The organism is Pantoea sp. GL120224-02 (genome assembly GCF_900215395.1).
Lineage (GTDB): Bacteria > Pseudomonadota > Gammaproteobacteria > Enterobacterales > Enterobacteriaceae > Pantoea > Pantoea communis.
On the sequence record NZ_OBEC01000018.1, the window covers coordinates 1 to 24,112 of the forward strand.

Annotated in this window: 22 protein-coding genes and 2 pseudogenes; 14 read left to right on the forward strand and 10 right to left on the reverse strand. The window is 53.2% G+C overall.

Annotation, left to right across the window (positions count from 1 at the left end; translation table 11 throughout):
- Positions 1 to 859: 859 nt before the first annotated feature.
- A complete protein-coding gene (locus CRO33_RS23155) occupies positions 860 to 2,392 on the forward strand; it encodes an FAD-dependent oxidoreductase (RefSeq protein ID WP_097119715.1) in 1,533 nt (510 codons plus the stop codon).
- A gap of 76 nt (positions 2,393 to 2,468) precedes the next feature.
- Here the strand turns inward: CRO33_RS23155 and CRO33_RS24880 are convergent, their stop codons facing one another.
- From CRO33_RS24880 to CRO33_RS23165, 3 genes and pseudogenes are all read right to left on the reverse strand, one after another.
- Positions 2,469 to 2,963 (reverse strand): c-type cytochrome, encoded by a 495-nt coding sequence (locus CRO33_RS24880; protein WP_255253305.1) that lies wholly within the window; start codon positions 2,961 to 2,963, stop codon positions 2,469 to 2,471.
- Between the two features lie 66 nt (positions 2,964 to 3,029).
- Positions 3,030 to 3,779 (reverse strand): c-type cytochrome, encoded by a 750-nt coding sequence (locus CRO33_RS24885; RefSeq protein WP_255253306.1) that lies wholly within the window; start codon positions 3,777 to 3,779, stop codon positions 3,030 to 3,032.
- A 10-nt stretch (positions 3,780 to 3,789) separates the two neighbouring features.
- Positions 3,790 to 4,017: pseudogene (locus CRO33_RS23165) on the reverse strand (GMC oxidoreductase); the annotation flags it as partial.
- Between the two features lie 240 nt (positions 4,018 to 4,257).
- Here CRO33_RS23165 and CRO33_RS24890 point away from each other — a divergent pair.
- The 8 genes from CRO33_RS24890 (at position 4,258) to CRO33_RS23205 (ending at position 11,313) form a co-directional block, all read left to right on the forward strand.
- A complete protein-coding gene (locus CRO33_RS24890; protein ID WP_255253307.1) occupies positions 4,258 to 4,389 on the forward strand; it encodes a hypothetical protein in 132 nt (43 codons plus the stop codon).
- Positions 4,390 to 4,660: 271 nt separating this feature from the next.
- The gene (locus tag CRO33_RS23175; RefSeq protein WP_097119716.1) at positions 4,661 to 5,404 is read left to right on the forward strand and encodes a DeoR/GlpR family DNA-binding transcription regulator; all 744 of its coding nucleotides are present in this window, start codon (positions 4,661 to 4,663) and stop codon (positions 5,402 to 5,404) included.
- Positions 5,405 to 5,422: 18 nt separating this feature from the next.
- Positions 5,423 to 6,499, forward strand: a complete 1,077-nt coding sequence (locus CRO33_RS23180; protein WP_097119717.1) for an oxidoreductase — start codon at positions 5,423 to 5,425, stop codon at positions 6,497 to 6,499.
- Positions 6,500 to 6,836: 337 nt separating this feature from the next.
- Entirely contained in the window at positions 6,837 to 7,040 is a 204-nt protein-coding gene (locus CRO33_RS23185) for a type II toxin-antitoxin system VapB family antitoxin (protein WP_034830833.1), read from the forward strand.
- Positions 7,040 to 7,417, forward strand: coding sequence for a type II toxin-antitoxin system VapC family toxin (locus CRO33_RS23190; protein ID WP_097119718.1), 378 nt, complete (start codon positions 7,040 to 7,042; stop codon positions 7,415 to 7,417). Before CRO33_RS23185 ends, CRO33_RS23190 begins: the two co-directional genes overlap by 1 nt.
- 46 nt (positions 7,418 to 7,463) lie before the next feature.
- Positions 7,464 to 8,837 (forward strand): TonB-dependent siderophore receptor, encoded by a 1,374-nt coding sequence (locus CRO33_RS23195; RefSeq protein WP_217992817.1) that lies wholly within the window; start codon positions 7,464 to 7,466, stop codon positions 8,835 to 8,837.
- A gap of 178 nt (positions 8,838 to 9,015) precedes the next feature.
- A complete protein-coding gene (locus CRO33_RS23200; protein WP_255253308.1) occupies positions 9,016 to 9,603 on the forward strand; it encodes a pyridoxamine 5'-phosphate oxidase family protein in 588 nt (195 codons plus the stop codon).
- A gap of 258 nt (positions 9,604 to 9,861) precedes the next feature.
- Positions 9,862 to 11,313, forward strand: a complete 1,452-nt coding sequence (locus CRO33_RS23205; protein ID WP_097119720.1) for a sugar porter family MFS transporter — start codon at positions 9,862 to 9,864, stop codon at positions 11,311 to 11,313.
- 14 nt (positions 11,314 to 11,327) lie between these two features.
- On the opposite strand, the gene CRO33_RS23210 is transcribed toward CRO33_RS23205, so the two are convergent.
- A complete protein-coding gene (locus CRO33_RS23210; RefSeq protein WP_097119721.1) occupies positions 11,328 to 11,498 on the reverse strand; it encodes a DUF2256 domain-containing protein in 171 nt (56 codons plus the stop codon).
- A gap of 406 nt (positions 11,499 to 11,904) precedes the next feature.
- Here CRO33_RS23210 and CRO33_RS23215 point away from each other — a divergent pair, with 406 nt between their 5' ends.
- Entirely contained in the window at positions 11,905 to 12,996 is a 1,092-nt protein-coding gene (locus CRO33_RS23215) for an NADH:flavin oxidoreductase/NADH oxidase (protein ID WP_097119722.1), read from the forward strand.
- Positions 12,997 to 13,385: 389 nt separating this feature from the next.
- On the opposite strand, the pseudogene CRO33_RS24900 reads toward CRO33_RS23215, so the two are convergent.
- Positions 13,386 to 13,603, reverse strand: a pseudogene (locus CRO33_RS24900) (winged helix-turn-helix domain-containing protein); the annotation flags it as partial.
- A 96-nt stretch (positions 13,604 to 13,699) separates the two neighbouring features.
- On the opposite strand from CRO33_RS24900, the gene CRO33_RS23230 reads away from it, so the two are divergent.
- Entirely contained in the window at positions 13,700 to 14,470 is a 771-nt protein-coding gene (locus tag CRO33_RS23230; RefSeq protein ID WP_097119723.1) for an arylamine N-acetyltransferase family protein, read from the forward strand.
- 242 nt (positions 14,471 to 14,712) lie between these two features.
- On the opposite strand, the gene CRO33_RS23235 is transcribed toward CRO33_RS23230, so the two are convergent.
- On the reverse strand, positions 14,713 to 15,828 hold the full coding sequence (locus CRO33_RS23235; protein WP_097119724.1) for a metallophosphoesterase: 1,116 nt from the start codon (positions 15,826 to 15,828) through the stop codon (positions 14,713 to 14,715).
- Positions 15,829 to 16,085: 257 nt separating this feature from the next.
- Here CRO33_RS23235 and CRO33_RS23240 point away from each other — a divergent pair, with 257 nt between their 5' ends.
- The 3 genes from CRO33_RS23240 to CRO33_RS23250 are packed head-to-tail and all read left to right on the forward strand — an operon-like array spanning position 16,086 to position 19,234.
- Positions 16,086 to 17,615 (forward strand): Fic family protein, encoded by a 1,530-nt coding sequence (locus CRO33_RS23240; RefSeq protein ID WP_097119725.1) that lies wholly within the window; start codon positions 16,086 to 16,088, stop codon positions 17,613 to 17,615.
- 54 nt (positions 17,616 to 17,669) lie between these two features.
- Complete coding sequence (locus tag CRO33_RS23245) at positions 17,670 to 18,665, forward strand: XdhC family protein (protein WP_097119726.1); 996 nt, start codon at positions 17,670 to 17,672, stop codon at positions 18,663 to 18,665.
- A complete protein-coding gene (locus CRO33_RS23250) occupies positions 18,662 to 19,234 on the forward strand; it encodes a nucleotidyltransferase family protein (RefSeq protein WP_097119727.1) in 573 nt (190 codons plus the stop codon). Before CRO33_RS23245 ends, CRO33_RS23250 begins: the two co-directional genes overlap by 4 nt.
- Positions 19,235 to 19,303: 69 nt before the next feature.
- Here CRO33_RS23250 and paoC read toward each other — a convergent pair whose 3' ends face one another.
- From paoC to CRO33_RS23270, 4 genes are all read right to left on the reverse strand, one after another.
- The gene (gene paoC, locus CRO33_RS23255; RefSeq protein WP_097119728.1) at positions 19,304 to 21,502 is read right to left on the reverse strand and encodes an aldehyde oxidoreductase molybdenum-binding subunit PaoC; all 2,199 of its coding nucleotides are present in this window, start codon (positions 21,500 to 21,502) and stop codon (positions 19,304 to 19,306) included.
- Positions 21,499 to 22,455 (reverse strand): FAD binding domain-containing protein, encoded by a 957-nt coding sequence (locus CRO33_RS23260; RefSeq protein ID WP_097119729.1) that lies wholly within the window; start codon positions 22,453 to 22,455, stop codon positions 21,499 to 21,501. The genes paoC and CRO33_RS23260 overlap by 4 nt, the downstream gene beginning before the upstream one ends.
- On the reverse strand, positions 22,452 to 23,090 hold the full coding sequence (gene paoA, locus CRO33_RS23265; RefSeq protein WP_097119730.1) for an aldehyde dehydrogenase iron-sulfur subunit PaoA: 639 nt from the start codon (positions 23,088 to 23,090) through the stop codon (positions 22,452 to 22,454). Before paoA ends, CRO33_RS23260 begins: the two co-directional genes overlap by 4 nt.
- Before the next feature lie 287 nt (positions 23,091 to 23,377).
- Entirely contained in the window at positions 23,378 to 24,073 is a 696-nt protein-coding gene (locus tag CRO33_RS23270) for a VIT1/CCC1 transporter family protein (RefSeq protein WP_097119731.1), read from the reverse strand.
- Positions 24,074 to 24,112: the final 39 nt, after the last annotated feature.

Consider the following 24,112-nt stretch of genomic DNA (forward strand, 5'->3'; position numbering starts at 1 on the left):
CGTCCAGCGTCCAGCGTCCAGCGTCCAGCGTCCAGCGTCCAGCGTCCAGCGTCCAGCGTCCAGCGTCCAGCGTCCAGCGTCCAGCGTCCAGCGTCTTACTTTTGACAAAGTCATCCGTTTTCAACACCCCTGACAATTCGACAAAATTTTCCTATTTGACACACTTTCATTGCAGCATTACGTGCCAGTCATCGAACCAATGTGCAACTGACCCTTACATGTAATTATCAGATGCCATTAATCACACCTACTGGTGATATAAGCGAGGAGAAATCTGGAGAAGGCTTAAATGCTGGTTTTAGCATAAAAGCCGCATTGCGCGGAAATTGGAGGATAACGAATTACCTACTGTCGCTTAAGTGTATTCGTTATCCTGGAGTTCTACCAGGATCAGCTTCAATGAGATGAACGACACGAAATGCGTTATGCAGAAATACCATCGTCATAACTCACTTGGGCATATAAAAAATAGCGTCCAGACCATCCTAAGCGCCATCACTATCACTGCCTTCACCACCAATCAAGAATTCATGGTGATTTTCAGCCTGAAAATTTCAGAAAATTTCTTTTAATACACTACCTTATAGCGTTTTCAGGACGGTGAAAAATCCACTTGAAAGGTGACAATGTCATTTCAAGTTTAAAGCATTAACACTCATAACAGCGAGCCCGGAAGGGCAGGGCGCCCCTCTACTGCCGGTAAGAATGCTTTACTCAGTGCGTGCGGAAGACAGTGAGCAAAAGCACGCCTAGTTCAATCAAGCACAATTATACTTTGCATTGAGCTGTGTAAATCACACTAACCTTACGCGTTCACCATGACGTTCCTTTTTAACTCACCCCACAGTCGGATAGTCCTATGAACAATATCGACGTACTCATCGTTGGAGCAGGGCCCACTGGTTTGGTGCTGGCACTCTGGCTCACCCGACAAGGCGTGTCAGTTCGAATCATCGATAAGAGTCAGGGACCGGGTGAGACATCACGAGCAATGGCCGTTCAGGCACGCACGCTGGAACTTTATCGACAGTTGGATATGGCTGAAGAGACCATCGAAGCAGGCTACAAAATGCCAGCAATGAATATGTGGGCGAAGGGAAAAACGAGGGCGCGCATTCCCCTGGAGAATGCCGGAAAGGACATTTCTCCGTATCCGTTCGTGCTTGTCTTACCCCAGGACAGACATGAAAAACTGCTGGTCACCCGTCTGGAAACTGCAGGTGTTGTCGTCGAACGACAAACAGAATTCATGTCGTTCAGGGAAGAAGGCGAACAGATTGTTGCCACGATCAAAACACCTACAGGGCAAACAGAAACCTGCACTGCCACCTATCTTGCAGGCTGTGATGGTGCGCATTCCCCGGTGCGCCATCAGATTGGTAGTGACTTCGAAGGCGGTACTTACAACCATCTCTTTTACGTTGCAGATGTACTGGCCAGTGGAGTGACACCCGCGAATGAGGGACACATTGCCTTCGACAAGTCTGATTTTGTCCTGGTGATGCCCTATGGGCCGGAGCATCAATATCGTTTGATCGGCACTGTTGAAAGTGAGGAAGGGGATAAGCAGCAACACTCTTTTGACGATGTCAGCCAAAGGGCCATCAGCGGATTAGGGCTCAGTATCAAACAGGTAAACTGGTTTTCTACCTACCGTGTCCATCACAGGGTAACCAATCATTTTCGACATGGTCGTGCATTTCTGCTGGGGGATGCAGCACACGTCCATAGCCCGGCGGGAGGGCAGGGGATGAATACCGGCATTGCCGATGCGATAAACCTTGCGTGGAAATTGGCTGCGGTGATCAAGGAGCAGGCCCCTGAAATCTTGCTTGATAGTTATGAGGCGGAGCGCAAGGGCTTCGCTCACCAACTGGTAAAGACCACAGACCGGGTCTTCACCTTCATCACTACCGCTGGCGGGTTCGCAGATTTTGTGCGTACGCACATTGCACCAGCGATCGCCAGTCAGGCCTATCAATATGGACGCGTACGAGAATACCTTTTCCGCGTCATCTCACAAACGACGATGAGCTATCCGGACAGTCCTTTAAGTGAGGGAAAAGCGGGAGAGATAAGTGCGGGCGATCGCTTACCGTATATCGCTATGGGTGAGACAGACAATTATGCATTACTGAGAAAGATAGTCTGGCAATTACACATCTACGGTACAGCCACTGAAGAAGTCAGGAACTGGTGCGATCGCCATGGCGTGGAATGGCATGTCTTCCCCTGGCAGGATGTATTTGAGAAAAAAGGATTTAAACAGGACACCGCTTACCTGATTCGACCGGATGGCTATATCGGCCTGGTGGTCACTGAAAGACATGCGGAGCGTCTTTCAGCTTATGTCAGTCGCACTGGAATACAGCGAGCCCTGTTATTGAGATGATGATCATTATCACCCAGCGATTTATAGACCATATTCCAAAAAAAACGCCTTGCCACAACATGGCAAGGCGTTGGTATTACTGCGACTGACTTCCTCCTGCCCATGATTTAGACTGCAAATCCGCTCGTGCCTTCGCCACCATATCACTGGTGACTGGCGCGGCAGCATTGCCCCAGCTATTGCGGGTGTAAGTCATCACATCGGGAATATTGCTGTCTGACAACTTCCAGGCAAAGTCCGGCATCCCGGCGGCCGTTGGATTGGTATGGGTCAGCGGTCCCTGACTCCCTTTAAGCACAACATTCAGCAGGCTGGAGGGATCAGCAGAATTCATCTGCGGATTATTCGCCAGTGTCGGAATCATTTTTCGGATGCCTGAGCCATTGGAAACGTGGCAGGCATTGCACTGCGATTCATATACCTTTTTGCCGACGATCATTGCAGTATCAGATGCTGCAACAGGAGCGGGTTGCACACCTGATGATGCTGGCAAGGATTGCAGATAACTGGCAATCGCTCGGAGATCATCATCGGTCATGTACTGAGTGGAGTTTTCAACCGCTTCCGTCATTGGACCGGATGAAGCGGTGAAACGGTTCGTACCGGATTTCAGATAGCTGACGATATCACCTTGATTTCAGCTGCCCAGGCCGACATGCGGATTGGGCGTCAGATCAGGCGCATGCCAGCCTTCCAGCGTGCCGCCTTGCAAGTAACTGTTGCTATCGCCGCCGAGCAGATTCTTAGACGTATGGCAAGCGGCACAGTGTCCCGGGCCATCAACCAGATAGGCACCCCGATTAATTTCCGCACTTTTATTAAGTGTAGGTTTAAACACGGCATCATCAAATAACATCAGATTCCAACCCGCCAGCGTCCAGCGTTGGTTGAATGGGAAGGGCAGTTGGTTCTTGACCACCTCGTTCTTCACTGCCGGAATCGTGCGGATGTAAGCCCACAGGTCTGTCAGATCGCGATCGGTTAATTTCGCATAGGCGTTGTAAGGCATCGCGGCGTACAGATATCCATGCGACCCCACCCCATGACGAACCGCCCGATCAAACTGTTCCTGCGTCCAGTTGCCGATACCGGTTTCTTTATCCAAAGTGATGTTAGATGAAAGAATGGCACCAAACAGTGTTTCAAGTCGATAGCCTCCGGCAAAAGCCTGACCACCTTGTGCAGTATGGCATGCTGTGCAGTCGGATAAGCGTGCAACATATTCCCCGCGTTTAATTTGATCCTGTAAAGCCGCGCCACTCTCTGGCTGCAATGCCTGCGGATACGATTTATGCAGTCCATACTGCACCAGCGCGGTATAGCCGATAGCGCCCAGAACTACGATAGCGCCAAGCGTTAATCCGGCACGACGTAATGTTTTTGCCATGATTTTCTCCTTAGCGTACCAGTGAACCTGGATTTTTCAGGTAGTCATTGACGATGGCGTGCGCGGTCCACAGCGTTAACGCACTCAAGGTGATAGTGGCGTTATAGCCGCCGTTGTTGGGATACGACGATGCACCCAGTACAAACAGGTTGTGCGCGTCCCAGTGTTGCTGTTAGCGGTTAAGCACCGACGTATTTGGGTCGAGCCCCATGACAGCACCACCGATAGTGTGTGAGCTGTCATAGGCGCGGAACGGGGAGTTGTGTTTATCCGGGAAGGCTTCGGTCTCCCAGCTTTTGGCACCCGTAAAACGGTAATGATGGCGAATGGGCATCTGGTATGCATTCAGAGACGGGTGCAAGAGTGACCGAATCCGGCGTTTGGTCGTGCGTTCTCGTTGCATGAAGTGGCGCTCGGCGCGCTGCACCAGCATGGTAATGCACAGCAATGGCAAAGACTCACGCGGCAGGGAGAACAGATGCTGAGGCAGATTGCGCAGGGCACATTGCAAAGCGAGTCGTTACTGCACTTCGCATGCGAACAGCTACCGGCGCAACTGCTGGCTCTGCAGCATCGCAATTTCAGTGGTAAGCAGGTCATTCTGCTTTAGTTGAGAAAAGCGAAAATACACTCGCTTGTCTGCACAATATCGATAGCCGGATTATGTCACTCGTAACACGGCTAATTGTTTTTAATCATTTCTCACGGCAGTGGAAGACATTACAGCATCCTAACATCCCCCTGTCGGGTGCTATATCTCGGCACCGTTCTTCAGTTCAGGTAATGCATTGCTTGTATCCACTCAAAGAAAGCGGTATTCACCGCACCCATCATGCTGTATTCTGCTGCATATTGCAATATTTTGCGGCTTTGAGACCGACATGCATAAAACAGCCAGACAAAAATTATTGATGGAATTGCTGCTTGAACAAGGGCAGGTGGGAATTGGGCAGCTTGTTGAAAAGTTACAGGTTTCTGCGGATACCGTGCGTCGCGACCTGGCCGATCTGGAAAAACAGGGTCTGGCGCAGAAAAACCATGGTGGAGCCGTGGCACTGGATCTGTCAGTGATGAATCGCCACCAGCGCAGCGCACTGATTCCCGATGTCAAAATTGAACTTGGCAGGCAGGTAGCGGAAAAAATACCGGCAGGTGCCACGCTGTTTCTGGATGCGGGCAGCACAGTGCTGGCGGTCGCCACGTTGCTAAAAGGCCCAGCAACGGTCATCACTACGTCACTGGATATTGCCCATCACCTCAGTGATAAGCCGGATGTCGAACTCATTCTTCTGGGCGGCAAATGGGACAAGCAACAACGGCTTTTTTCCGGCAGCGCCACGCTATCTCTGCTTGAAAAGTATCGTGCCGACATCGCCATTCTGGGGGCTTGTGCGCTGCATGCCCGGTTTGGATTGAGTGCCAGCCAGGAGGGTGACGCTGAGGTGAAGCGCGCCATGCTGGCGGCAAGCAGCGAACACTGGGTGGTGGCCGATCATATGAAGCTCAACCGTTGTGAACCCTATCTGGTCGCACCGCTCACCGATATCCATCAACTTTTCCTTGATGCGCCCTGGAGCGAGTTTGACGTCACCGACGCTACACAGGTCAACATCACACATTCTTAATGGCAAGAGGAGTCAGAAATGAGTATTCAGAAAGAGATTCGCGTCGCCCTCATCGGCTACGGATTTGTCGGTAAAACATTTCATGCACCTTTAATTCAATCCGTTCCCGGTTTGAAGCTGCATGTTGTTTCGTCTGGCAGTGAGGAGAAGGTCAAAAAGGACCTGCCTGACGTCATCGTTCTCGACTCCCCGGAAGCGGCCATCCAGCATGCTGATATTGATTTGGTGGTGATCGCCTCGCCCAATGCGACTCATGCACCGCTGGCTAAGCTGGCGCTGAATGCCGGTAAGCATGTGGTGGTGGATAAACCCTTTACGCTGGATTTGGCAGAGGCCAGAGAACTGGCGGCACTGGCCAGCGAGAAGAGATTACTGCTCTCAGTATTTCAGAACCGCCGCTGGGATACCGATTACCTGGGGGTGAAAAAGGTCATCGATTCTGGCGCAATCGGCCATGTCAAACATTTCGAGTCTCATATAGACCGATTCCGCCCGGAAGTGCGCGACCGCTGGAGAGAACACGATATTCCTGGCAGCGGTTTATGGTTCGACATTGGGCCTCATATCATCGACCAGGCGCTGCAGCTGTTCGGACTGCCAGAAACCGTTTCTGGTGACATCGCCGTCCTGCGTCATGGCGGAAAAAGCAATGACTGGGCACACGTCACGCTCAGCTACCCTGAGCATAAAGTGATCCTGCATGCCAGCATGCTCGCCGCGGGTGGCGTGTCACGCTTTACCGTTCACGGGGACAAAGGCAGCGTGGTTAAACCCAAAGCCGACCAGCAGGAAGCGCAACTGATTGCTGGCATCGAACCGGGTTCCGCGACCTGGGGCGAAGATCAGGATGATTTGATGGTGTTTGACAGTAATCTGCAGGTCACGTCACTCAAAACGCCAAAAGGCGACCAGCGTCAGTACTACATCCAGGTGCGTGATGCGCTGGCGGGCAAGCAGGCTAATCCAGTTTCTCCCGCTCAGGCGATTGCCGTCATGGCGGTGATTGAAGCGGCAGTGCGCTCATCAGAGACCGGTACGGTGCAGAAACTCGCGCTGAGTGAAGCGGAAGCTGGTGCGTTTTATCAACGGAGTTAGCCGGGCGGGGCTTTACGGACAAGCTTTTATACGCTGGTAGAAGCCTGCCAGCGGATTAGAAGCCTCTGGCAAGCCTGTCATACATGGAATCAATCGTGCCGCAATGGAATCTCACATCTCCGATAGCAGCGCGATTGATGTCCTGATCGTCTTCGCAAGATTTTATCCAGGGCAATGAAGGATGAAATTTGGTGAAATGCATGCACGCTTAGCTACGATCATCATTGCCATCGATGTTGCTCGCTTCTTACCCAAGTCATCATCGCGGTGAGAAATTGACCTGATTCATATTTTGATGCATGATGACATCAGTTTGTGAATCATATGAGGTGGCGAGATGCGTACTACAGTGACGATTGATGATGTGCTGTATGCTCAGGCTCTGGATATGGCTGATCCAGATATGGACAAGGCTGATATTTTCCGTGAAGCGATGAAAACGTTTGTTCGGGTACAAGCGGCAAAGCGCCTTGCTTCATTGGGTGGCGCCGCGCCTGAAATGGAAAGCATTCCCCGCCGTCGCGAGGAACCGTCTGCATAATGTCCATTCTGGTTGATACATCTGTCTGGGTAGATCATTTCAAAAAAAGAAATGAAGAGTTAGTGCGGTTACTGAGCGGGGACCTGGTATTGATTCATCCAATGGTGATTGGAGAACTTGCCTGCGGCACTCCGCCAGCGCCCCGCGTGCGCACACTCCGTGACCTGAATCTGTTACCGCAATGCCACCAAGCCAGCATGAGTGAGGTAATGGCCTTTATTGAAAATAAAATGCTGTACGGACACGGCTGTGGCCTGGTGGATATCACCTTGCTTGCATCTGCTCTCATTACCCCCGGAGCAACGCTCTGGACGCTCGACAAACGGCTCGTCAAGTTAGCCAATCATCTTAATGTAGGTTATCAGCCTGTTCACTAACGTTAACTTCATCGCTAAGTTATCCCGCCCGCACAATCATAGCGAGATGAACCCGCCTTCGCGGTCGCTAACAACACCATATTCAACTACAACCATACGCGTTCCGATATACCCCCGCAGTACCAACCTCACACCAGATTGGGCCTACAACAACAGCGATTCCAAAAAGGTGTTCGCCAGCCTGAAGCAAACGTTTAATAACGGCTGGGAGCTGAACCTGAGCGGCTCGCATACTGAAGCCACCATGGACAGTAAGTTGCTGTATATTGACGGTTACTTTGCTAAATCGACCGGTATCGGTATCGGCCCTTATGAGGGCTATGACTTGTTAGGCGGCACCGGTTATAACACCGCAAAACGCAAAGAAGATACCGCAGACGCCTATGTCACCGGTCCGTATGAACTCTTTGGCCGCCAGCATGAATTAATGGCGGGTGTCACCTATATTCGTCAGCACGACCGCTACGTCAGTGCCTCCACCAGCTTCACCTCGGCAGACGTTGGCGACTTTAACGACTGGGGCAACTATCCAGAACCGGATTGGGACGATCAGGCACTGTCGCAGGATAATGTGATCCGTCAGAAATCCGCTTACTTAGCGACGCGCATTTCACTGGCCGATCCACTACATCTGATCCTTGGCGCGCGTTACACGCAATACAACGCCAACACGCTGACGCAGAATATGGAGAAGAACAACATCACGCCGTATGCAGGCCTGGTGTATGACATCAACGATACCTATTCCGCCTACGCCAGCTATACCTCGATTTTCAAACCGCAGACCTATCGTAATGCGCAGGGTGCTTATCTCTCTCTTGTCACCGGTAAAAGCTATGAAACCGGGATCAAAGGCGACTGGATGAACAGCCGCATCACCGCATCGCTGGCGGTGTTCCGTATCGAACAGGATCACCTGGGCGCGACGGATTATGCGCTGGTGCCAGGCAGTACCGATTACGCTTACTACGAGCAGAATGGCACCGTGAGTAAAGGTGTTGAATTCGAAATCAACGGTGCGGTGACCGATAACCTGCAGATGACCTTGGGTGCAACGCGCTATGTGGCGAAAGATGGCGAAGATGCCGCGCTGAACCCAACGCAGCCGCGTACTTCACTGAAACTGTTCACCAGCTATCGCCTGCCGATGCTGCAGGATCTGACCGTGGGTGGCGGCGTGAACTGGCAGACGCACACCTGGGATAACGTAGCGGGCCCTGGCGGCACTTCAACGCTGTATGCAGAGCAAGGCAGCTATGCGCTGGTGGATCTGTTCGGTCGCTATCAGGTCACCAAACAACTCTCCGTGCAGGCCAACCTGAACAACCTGTTCGACAAGACGTATAACATCGATGTCGGCAGAAACACGGTGTACGGCGAACCGCGTAAGGTTTCTATCTCCGCGAACTACCGATTCTGATTTGGCTGAATTCTCCACGGAGAAAGGCCCTGTCATAATCTGATTGCTGGAACCTTCACGCCTGGTGTGCGGAGGTTCCAGCGTCACACCCTTCAGGTAAAGTTAATCCCGCAACACCTCAATGAATAATCACAAGTCTCTATACTTAACGTCATTCGTTAAATTGAGGGCGTAAGTTTTGACACCAGAATCTGAACATATTGATGCCATGGTTTGGCAGGAACTGGATGCTGCAGCAAACGACCCTCACGCCGGGTTTCGTTATCTGAACGTTTGCACTATCGACACTGAATCAAAGCCACAGGCTCGCATGATGGTGTTAAGACGAACGGACAGTGCCCAGCGGCTTTTGGAGTTTCACACCGATATCCGCAGTGCAAAATGGCAGGAGTTAGCCATCAACCCCGCCGCAATGGTATTGGGTTTTTGCTCGCAATCGCGCCTGCAATTACGCTTGCAGGGGTATTTTAAACGACATGATCCGGCAAGCGCTCTCGCCGGGCAAACGTGGCAAGGGCTGTCAGTCTGGACGCGCAGGAGTTATTCAGGCGGGCCGCCGGGAGAAGAATTGTTGTTTCCGCACGATCAAAACCGGGATGCTGAAAGCGAGGAGAGCGGAGAAGGCGGTCAGCGCCATTTTGGTGTGCTGGTTTTTCAGGCTGAGTCGCTCGACTGGTTTCAACTTCAGCGCAATGACAACCGCAGGGCACGACTGATTTATTCCGCAACGGGAAGTCTGACTTCATTCTCCTGGGTTAACCCTTAACGGTCCTGTATCGTTTTATTCCAGCGTAATAACAGCCCCGTTTTACTCCTTGTGCACCGAAAATAATACTTTGCAATTAATGAGGATGCCTGTGAAGGCAGACCTACGATATGAATTCGACAATCATAAGACTGCTGCACGAACCTCTCAGGCCCAACGAATTACCGTGACCCAGATCTCATTCTTCAAATCCTGACTATACTCCTACCTTTCTTTACACAGTTTTGGCTGTGTTTTTAGCAACCCATGGAAGATCAAATGCAAAACTCTTCTCCGGCCCCATCGGATGATGGCGGCTCGCTCAATTTAACCGTGCAGCAACGTCTGTTCTTTGTGGTGTTGGTGGCCACCATGGGCGCGCTGGCGTTCGGTTATGACACGGGCATCATTTCCGGGGCGCTGCCCTACATGACACTGCCGACCTCGCAAGGCGGACTTGACCTCACCCCCTTTACTGAAGGGCTGGTCACTTCTGCGCTCACATTCGGTTCAGCATTCGGAGCCTTCGTTAGCGGGTTTGTCTCAGATCGCTTTGGCCGCCGAATCACGCTGCGCAGCCTGGCCGTGTTATTTGTTGCTGGCGCGTTAGGCACTACCATCGCGCCGAATCTTGAAATTATGGTGGTGATGCGATTTATCCTCGGATTCGCCGTGGGTGGGGGATCTTCCACTGTGCCGGTGTTCATCGCTGAGATTGCGGGGCCGAAACGTCGCGCACCCTTGGTCAGCCGCAACGAGCTAATGATTGTGTCAGGCCAGTTGCTGGCTTACATCGTCAGTGCGGCCATGAGTCTGTTACTGCATGATCCGAGTATGTGGCGCTATATGCTGTCGCTGGCGATGATTCCGGGCGTGCTGCTGTTTATTGGCACCTTTTTTGTCCCGGCCTCACCGCACTGGATGGTGGCCGAAGGGCGCATAAACGAGGCGTTACGTATTCTGCGTAAATTGCGTGAGAATCCGCGCGAAATCAAAAAAGAGATGGCAGAGATGCGCCAGAACGCGCGAGAAGCCCGTCAAGGGCCGCCCGCTCGTGAGCTGCTGAAGGAAAAATGGGTAGTACGATTGCTGCTGCTGGGCTGCGGTATGGGGATCGTGGCGCAGTTCACCGGTGTGAATGCCTTTATGTATTACACGCCCATCATTCTGAAAAGTACCGGTCTGGGAACCAGCGCGTCGATCGCCGCCACGATAGGCAACGGCGTGGTATCAGTGCTCGCGACTTTTGCCGGCATCAAAGCCATCAGCCATTTTGGTCGCCGCCCAATGCTGATCACCGGGTTATCGGTGGTGATCGCCATGCAGCTGGCGCTGGGGGCGGTGCTAATACTGATGCCGCACAGTTTAGTACAAAGCCTGCTGGCGCTGGCCTGCATCCTGGTGTTTCTCTTCTTTATGCAGATGTGCATTTCGCCCGTGTATTGGCTGCTGATGTCTGAGCTGTTTCCGATGAAAGTACGTGGCGTACTGACCGGTTCAGCGGTGGCTTTTCAGTGGATATGTAACGCCATCGTTGCGTTAGCTTTCCCACCACTGCTGTCGCTGGTGGGAAATAATGCGTTCTTTATCTTCGCTGCGATCAACGTGGCTTCCCTGGTGTTTGTCGCGGTGATGTTGCCGGAAACCCGCGGCAAATCGCTGGAAGAGATCGAATCACACATGCGTGAACACTTTGGCGAGAGCACGACTGAAACGGTGGCTTCAGCGTAGTGGTTGAAATCGTATTATGACCCGCTGCCGACCCTGTGGCTTTTGGCTGCACGGCGGCAGCGTTCCGAGCAATACTGCACTTCATCCCAGCAATTTTCCCACTTTTTACGCCAGGTCATCGGCTTATGGCACTGCTTGCAATAGCGGACGGGCAGGGATTTTTTGTTTCCTTTGAAGTCTTTCATATCGTTTGAATGGGGCTTTTCCCAATAATTGGACTGCTGACATAGAGTTGGACACCAGGGCAATGAGATTGACGATTCTTCTGACAGAATTGTGCATAACCGCTTAAGGCCAGGTATCTGTCGAGTTCAATCGTGACGGTTAAGATTTCTTTTTGGTCCCACTGACATTGCCTATCGCACGCCATTTGAGCGGGACGGTAAGGAGTGCTTCGAGCAGATCAGGAGTCAAACAATAGTAGATCATTTGGTGAGGATGGTCGTTTCATGTTGCCAGGGTTGTTATTCAGGTATGACGCGCTGATGGTTCGCGCTACTGGCATTAATCATTAATAACTGAACGAATAAAACGGTTTAACCTTGAGTCAAACCTGTGCAGCGCTGCTGCTAACAACGTTAAGGGATAGAGATGAGTCAACTATTTAGTGCCGCAAAGATTGGAGAGCTTGAGCTGGAGAACCGCATCGTGATCGCCCCGATGTGCCAATACTCCGCCGATGCAGGATGCGCCAGCAGTTGGCACCGCATCCATTTAGGTTCACTGGCGCTTTCTGGCGCAGGATTGCTGATTCTGGAAGCCACCGCCGTTGAAGCGCAAGGTCGTATCTCGCCGGGAGATCTCGGGCTGTGGGATGACAAAACAGAAGCCGCGTTACACAGCGTGCTGTCTGACATTCGCGCCTGGTCACCCATCCGTCTGGGTATCCAGCTGGGCCACGCCGGGCGTAAAGCCTCATGCCGTGCGCCATGGCAGGGAGGGCATCAACTGCCGGAGAGTGAAGGTGGCTGGCAAACGGTGGCTCCTTCAGCGCTCAGCTTTGCAGAGCAGGATCATGCACCGACCGCACTGGATGAAGCGGGGCTGGTGCGCATCAAACAGGCATTTGTAGATAGCGCGCAGCGTGCGGTACGTCTGGGTATTGAGTTGATTGAAATCCACGCGGCACACGGTTACCTGCTGCACCAGTTCCTGTCGCCACTGAGCAACCAACGTCAGGACCAATACGGTGGTTCGCTGGAGAATCGTTTACGTTTCCCACTCGAGGTGTTTGCGGCGGTACGTGCTGCCGTGCCTGCTTCGATTCCGGTTGGCGTGCGACTCTCCGCCAGCGATTGGGTTGAGGGTGGCTGGGATGTTGAGCAATCCATTGTGTTTAGCCAGCAACTTGAAGCGCAGGGCTGCGATTATGTGCATGTGTCGAGCGGTGGGCTATCACCACAGCAAAGCATCACTGTGGGGCCCGGTTATCAGCTGCCGTTTGCACGCGATATCCGCCAACAGGTGAAGATTCCAGTTATCGGCGTGGGCTTAATTACCGAGCCGCAGCAGGCGGAAGCGGTGGTGGAGCAGGGGGATGCGGATCTGGTCGCGCTGGGTCGTGCCGTGCTCTACAACCCGCACTGGCCATGGCAGGCTGCTGCCGCACTGAATGCGCAGGTCAAGGTTCCATCACAGTATTTGCGTTCTGAACCGCATGGCGTGAAGGGCACGCTGGTTTAGTTTTAATTAGCCAGGCGGCTCTACTGGAGTGACCCGATTTATAAAATGTTCTACAACCCGCCGGCGATGCTGGAAGGACGAGGTTTTAACTTTGGGCACGCGTCGAGTTCTGATATGAACCGGGCCAGAAGGCCCGGCATTTATTTCTAATGCGCCATATAAAACTCAGGCCATCAATTCGTAACAAATCGCACCTATCTGGTCCACGGCATTGAGCAGCTGTGCCGTCGGTTCGTTGGCACAGTTTAACCGCAGGAAGCTCTGTAACTCCGCTCCCAGTGAAAACAGCGGTCCAGGGCTAACCCCAGCGCGCGACGATGCACTTCCAGCGCATTGACCGGATGCGGAAGTTCAACCCACAGCAAAAAACCGGCTTCCGGTGCAGGAATAACGAAGTAGCCCGAGCGCGGACGCGCCATAATAATCCTTCCGCTTCCAGACAACGCAACGCTTCCAGAGCGGTGGGCAAACTTACCTGTTCGCGTTCGGCCAGTTTGCGTGCGGAGATCATACGATCGCCGGGTCGCAGCGCACCGGAGGCGAGGGTGTGTCGCAGACTCTCAGCAATGCGGCGGTAATGTGGGGACGATAATGACGAGGCGGGCATGTCGATCTGTGCAGTCTGATTTTCATTGAATCTGACTATACAGACGATGATGAGTGCCATCTATAGTGTCGGGCATGAACCAGACAAGGAGGCACTATGCATTGCGATAACTTCGACCTTTCCCGCTATTTCCGCCGCATCAATTACACCGGCCCTGCAGCCGCCGATTCCGCCACGCTGCACGCCATTATGCGTCATCAACTTTTCTCCGTGCCGTTTGAGAATCTCGACGTTCAGGCAGGAAAAGTTGTCTCGCTGGTGCCTGAAGAGATCAGTGACAAGATTCTGCTTCAGGGGCGAGGGGGCTACTGTTATGAGGTCAACGGGCTGTTCGCCATGGCGCTGGAAGCGTTAGGTATTCCCTACCGTTTTGTGGCAGCAAGGCCGATGTTCTACCCGGTGCGCCGTCCTAAAACCCATATGGCGCTGGTGGCGGAAGTCGATGGACGTCAATGGTTGTGCGATCTCGGGTTTGGTCGCTACGGCATCCGCGCACCCATAGCTTTAGATCAGCTCAATAGCGATATTAAACAGGATTTCGATACGTTCAAACTCACCTGTGACGCGCATGGCGAGTATCTGCTGCAGGCCAAGGTAGAAGGGGAGTGGTGTAACCAATACGGCTTTGACCTGTCACCGCAAGAGTGGATTGATTTTGCCCCGGCGAATTATCTCAACTCGACGCATCCTGATGCGATTTTTGTGCAGAAACGACTCATTGTGCAGCATTGTCCGGAGGGACGGATGATCCTGCTGGGAGATATGTTGAAAACGGTGACGGCGAATGGCGTGGAAAAGCAGCAGCTGGCGGAAGAGGAAATTGATGCTGTGCTGCAAAGCCGCTTTGGGTTAGTTAGCCGTACATAGGAACGTCAAAAGAACGAGGCAGGAAATTTTTGGGGATAAATATCCTTGTAAGCCAGAACCTTTGTGCGGCCTTAACTGAGCATATTTTGACGATGGTTATGGCTCCAACGAAATTTTTGATTTCCATATGATTAAACGTTTTTAGTCCTTGTTGGCTCAATACAAGCCATGAGCCTCACATAACAGGCTCATGGCTATGCAGATTCTTCTCAACGTTTTTTTAGAAGATATGACTCAAGACTTCACTCTTTCCGCTGCAACGTAATCCGCGTCAGTTCCGAGGGACGCCCCAATCGTATTGCCATGCCTGGCCAGAGCGCAGTGCCGTTATTCACATAGAGTTGCATGCCATCCACATCATAAAGTCCTGAGACAAAGCCCGCATTAGGTTTTGCAAACAAGCGGTCAAAACCGACGATCAGTCCGCCGTGGGTGTGACCAGATAGCTGCAAATCGACTTTGTGCGTTGCGTTCTGGCGCGCATTACGCGGTTGATGATCCATCAAGATTACCGGAGCGTCAGCAGGAACACCCTCCAGCGCCAGCTCAAGGTTAGGGCCAGTGGCTTCTCTGCGGGAGGCTGAAACATCGGGCAGACCGGCGATCGCTAGCTCCGCGCCGCCGCGTTTAATGAGGGTATGGCTGTTGAGCAAAGGTTGCAGTCCTAACGTCGCAAGATGTTCGGTCCAGCGTTGCTGTTCAAAGAAATACTCATGGTTGCCAGTGATGGCATAAACGCCGTCCGGCGCATGTAACCCTCGCAGCGGCTCCACGTCATTTCTGCGATTTTCCAGGGTGCCATCTATAACATCGCCCGTTACCAGGATCAGGTCAGCATCCAGCGTCATGGCCTTTTTCACCATGGCTGCGGTCCATGCGGCGTTGAACACTTTGGTGATATGCAGGTCGGTGAGCTGAAGCAGCTGGTAGCCTTCGAACTCGCGCGGCAGGTTATCGATTTTGATCGTCACTTCTTTTACGGGCGGCACACGTATGGCCTGATTGACGCCCACCGCCGACATCACCATGGCAAAGAGTGCAGCAACATAACGTACGCCAGGCGCCATCTGCAGCGGGTGTCTTAGCAGCAGGGAAATGACTGTTACTACATCAAATAGTATTTGGGTGAACGCGAGGAGTAACACCGTGCCAAAGGCCCAGCTGAACAGGATGGTGACGGCGCGCGGCATTTCAGGTGAGATTATACCGCCCGGCGTAAATCGGCTAATTAAAAGATATTGAGAAGCCAGCAAAACCACCAAAGATAGGATGACTTTCAACACTAACGGCATGGCTAATGGAAAAACGAATCGCGCAATAACATACCAACTCGGTATGCTGAATATCAGATGAAACATCACTCTCTTCCCTGTTTTTAAAGCGCTGAATCAGCGCGAAAATCAAACTTGTCATCGTAAGTGATGACTATAGCAAAAGTTTATTTAGAGACAGTCGTGTTGTTGTTCTTGCGTGGGCATTATCGTTTTCATCAGAAATGGCGTTTATATTAGTGTTTTTGGTCTCGAATTAAAGGGGTTGCCTCGCGTAATTATTATTTTCGCGGTATAATACGTATAAATTATCGTTTTCACCTGGATGTTAAAGGATTCAGCCGATGCTGGTGGGATTTAAGGCGCTCTGCAAGCGCTATCACATTGAACTGGTTCAGCCACTTCGCGTGGAATCGGCTATTGGCACGGTTCGCGCCACCCATGAGAACCAGGGACACATCGAAAAGCGCTATCCTCCGAGCTATCAACCTGAGGATAGCTTCTCAGGCCATTTTGCGTTTGGCCTCAAATATGAAGAGTTCCATCTGGAGTTTTTTGCCCGGCTCTTCGCTGCCACCGGACCAAAACCGATCGAAAGCTGGTGCCTGCGAGAACCTTTTGGCCAATATGCACGCCGTACCGGCTTTCTCTATGAATGGCTAACAGGCAACACGCTCACCAACGTACCCGATGTCGCTAATGGCGGGTATATTGCGGCGATCTCCGCGAAGGACTATCTGACGCGAACTTTAGCAATCAAGAATAAACGCTGGCGTATCAATGATAACTTACCCGGCTCGCCAGACTTTTGTCCTGTTATTCGCCGCACGCCTGAGATTGAGAGTGCCATTTCCTTCGATGTCACGGCCGCGCTACACGAACTGGATGATACTTTCGGCGCAGATGTTCTGCTGCGAACCGCCAGTTGGTTAACCTTCAAAGAATCCCGCGCCAGCTTTTTGATTGAGAAAGAGGCGGAGCAGGCCGATCGTATTCAGCGCTTCGCCCATGTGATCGCACAATATTGCGGCCAAATTGACGATCCACTCAGTGATGAAAGCCTGCATATTCTGCAAAGAGGCATTCTCGGTCACGATGCGTTGGGACTGGGGCTGCGTCGCTCGCCGGTGTTTGTCGGACAGGCGACCATGCGCGAAGATATCGTTCACTACGTCGCACCGCAGTTTGAAGATTTGCCGCAGTTTATGCGCGGATTGCAGGAGTTTGAGATCGCCACCCGTGGCGCCGAGCCTCTGGCCAGAGCGGGCGTGATTGCTTTCGGCTTTGTCTATATTCATCCGATGCGCGACGGCAATGGCCGTATTCATCGCTTCCTGATTAATGACTCGTTAATTCGCGACGGCGCCATTCCTGAAGGCGTTATTCTGCCGGTCTCTGCCAGTATTACCAGCTCGCTGGATTTCCGTGTTGGCTATGATCGCACGCTGGAAGTGTTCTCGAAACGTCTGATGCGCCGCTACGCCACCTCATGCCATTTTGGTGAGATTGTGACGTATGGCGACGGTACACCGAGCAATTTCTATTTCACTGATTATGAAGATGCGCGTTACGCCTGGCGTTACCCTGATTTAACTTCTCACGTGCTTTATACCGCTAAAGTGATTGAGCACACCGTGCGCGTGGAAATGGCCGATGAAGCCAGAGTGCTGACGATATTCCAGAAGGCACAGGAGAGGCTGAAGGAAGTGCTGGAGATGCCGGATCAGGATGCGAATCGGATAATTCGATCATTGAAAGAGAATGGCTGGCAGGTGTCAGGGAAGTTGAGAAAGGAGTACCCGCCGCTAGAGGATACGGCAAGGGCGGATAAGATCGTTGAGGCGGTCAAGTCAGCGTTTGAAGAGAGGAGTTAAGATCAGTTGGGTTGGACGCAATTCTGAACATAAACGCCCTTACAGGAGAACGGCATGCATCATCTTGATGTGCAAGTGTTGAACGCAGCACTGGCATGGGCTGAGGAGCATCCGGTGTGGCTATGTACGGTGCTCAGTACCTTTGGTTCGTCCCCGCGCCCGCCAGGCGCAATGATGGTTATCAGAAGCGATGGTCGCTATTACGGCTCGCTGTCGGGCGGGTGCGTGGAAGAGAGCTTTATCGCCCGAATTGGCGACAATATTTTTTCCTCGCCCAGCCAGATTGTGCGTTATGGAGACGGTGGCTTTGAGCCGGACCAGGCGCTGCCATGCGGAGGCGCGCTGGACATCCTGGTGGAAAAGTTGATGCCGGGTAACGCGTCGCTCGACTACCTGCGACAGATGATGTCAGCGTTGACGGGGCCGCATTCCGTGGTAAAAGCGCTGACCATACCCGAACCGTGCCGTTCGCTGCTACCTGGGGGGTATCTGAGCCGGACGCATACTCAGGTACAGGGCGCGAACATCGTGCTGACGTTGTGCGCCCCTCCCAGGGTGGTCATTGCGGGCCTCTCCAGCGTCGCACTCTACTGCGCTAACTTTGCTCAGGCTTTAGGGTTTGAAACACTGGTGTGTGAGCACCGCGAGGATGTACTGCTGAATCTGGCCGATCAACTTGATGACACTGTGAAGTTAATCAAGCAGTTTCCCGCCAGCTACCTTGAACGTGAAGGGTGTCACTCAGGCACCGCGATTCTTTCCCTTACCCATGACCCTCGCATCGACGATCTCACGATGATGGAGGCTGTAAATCTGCCTGCTTTCTATATCGGCGCCATGGGATCGCAGAACAACAGTCTGAGGCGAAAAGAGCGGTTAGTCAGGATTGGCGAACTGAATCCCGAAGAAATTAACCGGATTCATGCCCCAATTGGGATGGATATTGGCAGCAAAACACCCGCGGAGATCGCGCTATCCATTATGGCCGATGTCGTTAGCCACAAAAATGGTTTGATGGGCTTACCGCAGGACAAGGATGGCGCATCGTGAATATTGCCATTCTGGTCATGGCCGCTGGGCACAGCCGTCGCTTCAGGCAATCCGGTCAGGGAAATAAACTCGCTGCGGTAATGCAGGGTAAGCCAGTGCTTCAGCATACGCTGGATAATGTGCGGGATTCCGGTCTTGACTGCTATATAGTGGCTCGACCTGAGGACAGGCAACTGCATGAGTTAATGTCTAAGGAGCGTATCGTCCGCTGTTCAAGTGAGGGGCTGGGGGAATCTATCGCGGCGGGCGTTAACGCCACAGCAGATTATGACGGATGGTTAATTACCCTCGCGGATATGCCTTTTATCCAGCCCTCCAGCTATCGGGCAGTCAGTGAAGCGCTGCGCAACTCCCGATCGGTACGCGCACAAGTCGATGGAATACAAGGTCATCCCGTCGGTTTTCAGCGATCTTTTTACTCTCAGCTTTGTGCATTACAGGGAGACAAAGGGGCGAGGGAATTGCTGAACGCTGATGCTGTGACGTTTGTTGACTTAACCGATCGCGGTTGTATCACGGATATTGATACTATTGAGGATATGACGCGGGCTAATCAGGCTGAATGTTGATGTGGCTAAGAGACTGACCCGCTGCACGGACTTGCAGACCGCACAGCGGGTAAATTTATTTGGCGAGCATTAAGCGGTCTGGGGTAAAGCGGCTAAAAGTTTATCCAGCGTAACCGGATAATCTCTGACCCTGACACCCGTCGCGTTGTAAATCGCGTTCACAATGGCTGCACCGACACCGCATAATCCCAGTTCACCCACGCCTTTGGCTTTCATCGGTGAAGAGACCGGATCGGTATCATCAAGGAAGATGACTTCCTGCTCGGGAACATCCGCATGAACGGGCACCTCATAGCTTGCCATATCGTGATTCACAAACAATCCCAATCGGGTATCCACCGCCAGTTCCTCCATCAGCGCGCCACCTAATCCCATTGTCATCGCGCCAATGACCTGACTTCGCGCGGTTTTGGGATTGAGTATTCGACCTGCCGCGCAGACGGCCAACATGCGGCGTACCCGCACTTCCCCTGTGTAAACATCCACGGCCACCTCAGCAAAATGCCCGGCAAACGTGGATTGCTGATACTGCTGGTCGAGGTCGCCAAACTCAATCGTGTCTTCTGCCGTCAGAGTGCCGTTAGCCGCTGCCGCAGAAAGCAGGACGCTGCGATGACCTGAGCGAACTTCGCCCTCCACGAACTCGGCTTCATCCGGGTTGATGCCGAGTGCTGTTGCTACCTGTTCTCGAAGCTTGACGCAGGCGGCATAAACGCCTGCCGTCGACGTGTTCGCACCCCACTGACCACCGGACCCCGCGGAGACCGGGAAAGCGGAATCTCCCAGTTTCACTGCTACTTGTTCAAGGGGCACGCCCATCATTTCTGCCGCCGTCTGGGCGATGATGGTGTAGCTCCCAGTGCCAATATCTGTCATGTCGGTTTCGACGGTGACGATGCCATGCGCATCCAGGTGCACCCGTGCGCCAGAGGGGGCGAGGAGATTGTTGCGGAATCCAGCGGCTACGCCTAAGCCCACCAGCCAGCGCCCGTCTCTTACCTGGGCAGGTAACGGATGGCGCTTTTGCCAGCCGAATTTATCTGCACCGGTGCGCAGACACTCAATCAGCTGGCGGCGTGAGAAGGGGCGTTGGGTATCGGCGGGATCAACCTGAGTATCATTCAGTATGCGGAATTGCACCGGATCGATGCCCGCTTTTTCTGCCATCTCATCAATGGCAATTTCCAGCGCCATTAATCCCGGCGCTTCACCCGGAGCCCGCATCGCATTGCCTTCCGGCAGATCAAGCGTTGCCAGACGCAGGCCGGTCAGACGGTTAGCACCTGCATAGAGGAGTTCCGTCTGTTGCACGGCGGTCTCTGGCGTGCCGTTCGGCAAGTTACCCGACCAGCTAATATGCGAGATGCCCGTGATATGCCCGGATTTGTCGGTACCGATGCGAATATGCTGGTGCGTCGCGGGACGATGGGTGGTGTTATTAGGGATCATTGGCCGTGGGAGCATCACTTTTACCGGACGTTTCACCACGCGAGCACCCAACGCTGCCAGCAGGGCATCACTGCGCAGAAACAACTTCCCGCCAAAACCCCCGCCAATATAAGGCGACAGCACCCGCACTTTTTCCAGCGGCAGGTTCAGCGTCTTCGCAAGATCGGATCGGCACCAGTTTATCATCTGGTTCGACGTCCACACCGTGACCTTGTCCTTGTCCCACATGGCCATAGAAGCATGCGGTTCCATGGCCATGTGACTCTGATCCGGCGTGCTATAGGTTTCATCCAGCACAAACGCCGCTTCGCTCAGGGCACGATCCACATCACCCACGGTTTTATCCGGCGTATCTTCCGGTGGCGTCGTCACGGTGGGTATTTCATGATCAAGGCTGTAAGCGCCTTCTTCTTGCTGATAGCTGACCTGCACCAACTGGGCCGCCGCTCGCGCCTGTTCAAACGTTTCCGCGACAACCAATGCAACGGCCTGATGGTAATGTTCAATACGGTATTCAGCCAGCAACGTTGCCGTGTTCATTTCTCCCTTGCTGAGTTTGCCCGCATTTTTGGCGGTAACAACGCCTAACACGCCCGGTGCGCTTTCTGCGGCTTCGGTATTCAGTGAGGTAATTTTACCTTTGGCAATGGGGCTGCCCACCACATACCCATACGTGACGTCAGGCGCCTCATCATGCCATTCATAGGCGTAAGGCGCGCTGCCGGTTGTTTTTAATGGCCCATCAATGCGATCAAGCGGACGGCCAACGTATCTGAGCTGGTCGATGGGATTCAACCCGGCGGGTTTATCAAATTTCATGCTTTTGCCCTCGCTTCTGCCAGCACTGAAGCCAGAGTGCGCTTCGCCAGTACCAGCTTGAATTGGTTATCCGCCGTAGGTTGTGCATCCTCAAACAACTTATCGAAAACAGGCTGAGTACCATTGGGCAATTCGCTGTCTGCCAACGCCCGTCGCCAGGGTTGATGCGCCACACCCCCGACGGCGATCCTTCCTGTGTGATCGCGCTGAACGATGGCCGCTACGGAAACCAGTGCAAATGCATAAGAGGCGCGATCGCGAACCTTACGGTAGATATGTGTGCCTTCCACGGGCGGCGGCAGGACCACCGCGGTGATAAATTCGCCCGCTTTAAGCACCGTCTCAAGATGAGGCGTCTGACCCGGCGCGCGGTAGAAATCATTGATAGGAATCGCGCGCTCGCTGCCATCCGGGCTAACCGTTTCGATGGTGGCATCCAGCAAACGCATTGCCACGGCCATGTCGCTGGGATGGGTCGCGATACAATCGTTACTGACACCTATCACGGCATGCTGACGGCTGTAACCGCCGATCGCCGCACAGCCGCTGCCGGGCTGACGTTTATTGCAGGCCTGATGGGTGTCATAGAAGTAAGGGCAGCGCGTGCGCTGGAGCAGATTTCCTGCGGTCGTGGCCTGGTTACGTAACTGACCGGACGCCCCCGCGAGCAATGCGCGTGAGAGAACCGCGTAGTCCCTGCGCACGCGCATGTCTGCGGCAAGATCGGTGTTACGCACCAGCGCACCGATACGCAGTCCACCTTGCTGGGTCGGCTCAACCTTATCCAGCGCTAATCCGTTTACATCAATAAGATGAGCGGGCGTTTCTATCTCCAGCTTCATTAAATCCAGCAGGTTGGTGCCGCCAGCAATAAACTTTGCGCCGGGGTTTTGCTGTACGCGCCTGGCGGCTTCCAGAGGAGAGGTGACTTTTTCATAGCTGAAAGCTTTCATGAAATGTGACCCTCCGCGTAGTCTTCAATCGCGGCAAGGATATTAGCGTAGGCCCCGCAGCGGCAGATATTACCGCTCATGCGCTCGCGAATTTCATCTGCATGCCGCGTTGGCTGTTCCAGCAGATCTGAGGAAACGTGGCTGGGGATGCCATCTGTAATCTCATTCAATACGGCCACGGAAGAGCATATTTGTCCCGGCGTGCAGTAACCGCACTGATAGCCATCATGTTTGATGAATGCAGCCTGAAGCGGGTGCAGATTGTCAGGCGTACCCAGGCCTTCAATAGTGGTGACCTCAGCGTGCTGCTGCATCACCGCCAACGTGAGGCATGCATTAATGCGTCGCCCATCCACGATAACGGTACAGGCACCGCACTGGCCATGATCGCAGCCCTTTTTGGTCCCGGTGAGATGGAGATGTTCGCGCAGGGCATCCAGCAGCGTAGTGCGGGTATCCAGATGCAGGGACCGCTCTTGACCGTTAACTTTCAAGGTTACGGGCATCATGGCGGGTGGGGGTGTGGAGGCAAATGCGCAATGATTCGACTTAGTGAAAGATGAGTCGCTGTTGACAGTTGCAGCGCTTGCCGGTTTGTTATCCTGCGGGTGGTTCATATCGTGAGGGGTGCTCATACCAGGCCTCCAGTGACAAAAAATAGGGTGCCTAAGGCACCTCTGTTTATAGGGTTTTTTGGAAACACTAAGCATAGTTGTCATTTCGGCATTGCGCGTCAGCAGGCGGTTAATCCATAAAAGAAGTGAAGCGAAGATGCGTACTATAAGGGGTCACAAGGCGACTGAATTGAATGTTGAGTCGTTACACGGAATTTCAGGGCCATCAGCAAAAAGCTGTAACCCCCTGTGACTGTAAGAAAATGCCGCTCGTTTTTGCGCGAGAACAATGTCACCTGTCTGCAGCATCACGTGCCGACGAGATGGCCAAACAGAGTGCCAGTCAGACCGGATGCGATCATCGCCAGGCTGCTCCAAAAGCTGACGCGACAAACGCTGCGTAAAACAGGTGCGCCCCCTGTACGAGCGGCCAGCGCGCCCAGCAAGGTCAACGATAACAGTGCAGATAGGGCGATGAATCCAATCCCATTTTTCCCAGGGACAGTCATTGCCGCCATCAGGGGTATCACCGCGCCAGCGGCAAAACTGCCTGCTGAAAATAACGCTGCCTGTAATGGCCTGGCGGTGCTTATTTCAGTTATACCCAGCTCATCACGAGCATGCGCATCAAGGGCATCGTGCTGCATAAGCGCCTGTGCAACCTTATGGGCCAGTTCGGGACTCAGTCCTCTGTTGATATAAAGGGCGGCCAGCTCGTGTGTTTCTGCCACAAAGTTTTCATCCAGCTCGGCCTGCTCCTCCGCGAGAGCGGCTATTTCGGTATCGGCCTGTGAGGATACAGAGACATATTCACCGGTTGCCATAGACATTGCACCGGCAATGACACCTGCCAATCCGGCCAGCATCACGCTTTGATGGCTGGTACTGGCCGCCGCAACGCCGGTAAGCAGACTGGCCGTTGAGACGATCCCGTCATTAGCGCCCAGAACCGCAGCACGAAGCCAACCAGAACGGGCAATTTTATGCGATTCTCCATGAAGCATGCTAATTGTCTCCTGTGGTCTTCAAGGTACTCACCTTAA

What these genes read in the sequence shown, in the direction of transcription:
- CRO33_RS23205 (WP_097119720.1), top strand. Translation starts at nt 9,862, where the DNA reads ATGCAAAACTCTTCTCCGGCCCCATCGGATGATGGCGGCTCGCTCAAT.
- CRO33_RS24890 (WP_255253307.1), top strand. Translation starts at nt 4,258, where the DNA reads ATGCTGAGGCAGATTGCGCAGGGCACATTGCAAAGCGAGTCGTTACTG.
- CRO33_RS23190 (WP_097119718.1), top strand. Translation starts at nt 7,040, where the DNA reads ATGTCCATTCTGGTTGATACATCTGTCTGGGTAGATCATTTCAAAAAA.
- paoC (WP_097119728.1), bottom strand. Translation starts at nt 21,502, where the DNA reads ATGAAATTTGATAAACCCGCCGGGTTGAATCCCATCGACCAGCTCAGA.
- CRO33_RS24885 (WP_255253306.1), bottom strand. Translation starts at nt 3,779, where the DNA reads ATGGCAAAAACATTACGTCGTGCCGGATTAACGCTTGGCGCTATCGTA.
- CRO33_RS23270 (WP_097119731.1), bottom strand. Translation starts at nt 24,073, where the DNA reads ATGCTTCATGGAGAATCGCATAAAATTGCCCGTTCTGGTTGGCTTCGT.
- CRO33_RS23185 (WP_034830833.1), top strand. Translation starts at nt 6,837, where the DNA reads ATGCGTACTACAGTGACGATTGATGATGTGCTGTATGCTCAGGCTCTG.
- CRO33_RS23155 (WP_097119715.1), top strand. Translation starts at nt 860, where the DNA reads ATGAACAATATCGACGTACTCATCGTTGGAGCAGGGCCCACTGGTTTG.
- CRO33_RS23235 (WP_097119724.1), bottom strand. Translation starts at nt 15,828, where the DNA reads ATGTTTCATCTGATATTCAGCATACCGAGTTGGTATGTTATTGCGCGA.
- CRO33_RS23215 (WP_097119722.1), top strand. Translation starts at nt 11,905, where the DNA reads ATGAGTCAACTATTTAGTGCCGCAAAGATTGGAGAGCTTGAGCTGGAG.
- paoA (WP_097119730.1), bottom strand. Translation starts at nt 23,090, where the DNA reads ATGAGCACCCCTCACGATATGAACCACCCGCAGGATAACAAACCGGCA.
- CRO33_RS23195 (WP_217992817.1), top strand. Translation starts at nt 7,464, where the DNA reads ATGAACCCGCCTTCGCGGTCGCTAACAACACCATATTCAACTACAACC.
- CRO33_RS24880 (WP_255253305.1), bottom strand. Translation starts at nt 2,963, where the DNA reads ATGACGGAAGCGGTTGAAAACTCCACTCAGTACATGACCGATGATGAT.
- CRO33_RS23260 (WP_097119729.1), bottom strand. Translation starts at nt 22,455, where the DNA reads ATGAAAGCTTTCAGCTATGAAAAAGTCACCTCTCCTCTGGAAGCCGCC.
- CRO33_RS23175 (WP_097119716.1), top strand. Translation starts at nt 4,661, where the DNA reads ATGCATAAAACAGCCAGACAAAAATTATTGATGGAATTGCTGCTTGAA.
- CRO33_RS23180 (WP_097119717.1), top strand. Translation starts at nt 5,423, where the DNA reads ATGAGTATTCAGAAAGAGATTCGCGTCGCCCTCATCGGCTACGGATTT.
- CRO33_RS23240 (WP_097119725.1), top strand. Translation starts at nt 16,086, where the DNA reads ATGCTGGTGGGATTTAAGGCGCTCTGCAAGCGCTATCACATTGAACTG.
- CRO33_RS23210 (WP_097119721.1), bottom strand. Translation starts at nt 11,498, where the DNA reads ATGAAAGACTTCAAAGGAAACAAAAAATCCCTGCCCGTCCGCTATTGC.
- CRO33_RS23245 (WP_097119726.1), top strand. Translation starts at nt 17,670, where the DNA reads ATGCATCATCTTGATGTGCAAGTGTTGAACGCAGCACTGGCATGGGCT.
- CRO33_RS23230 (WP_097119723.1), top strand. Translation starts at nt 13,700, where the DNA reads ATGCATTGCGATAACTTCGACCTTTCCCGCTATTTCCGCCGCATCAAT.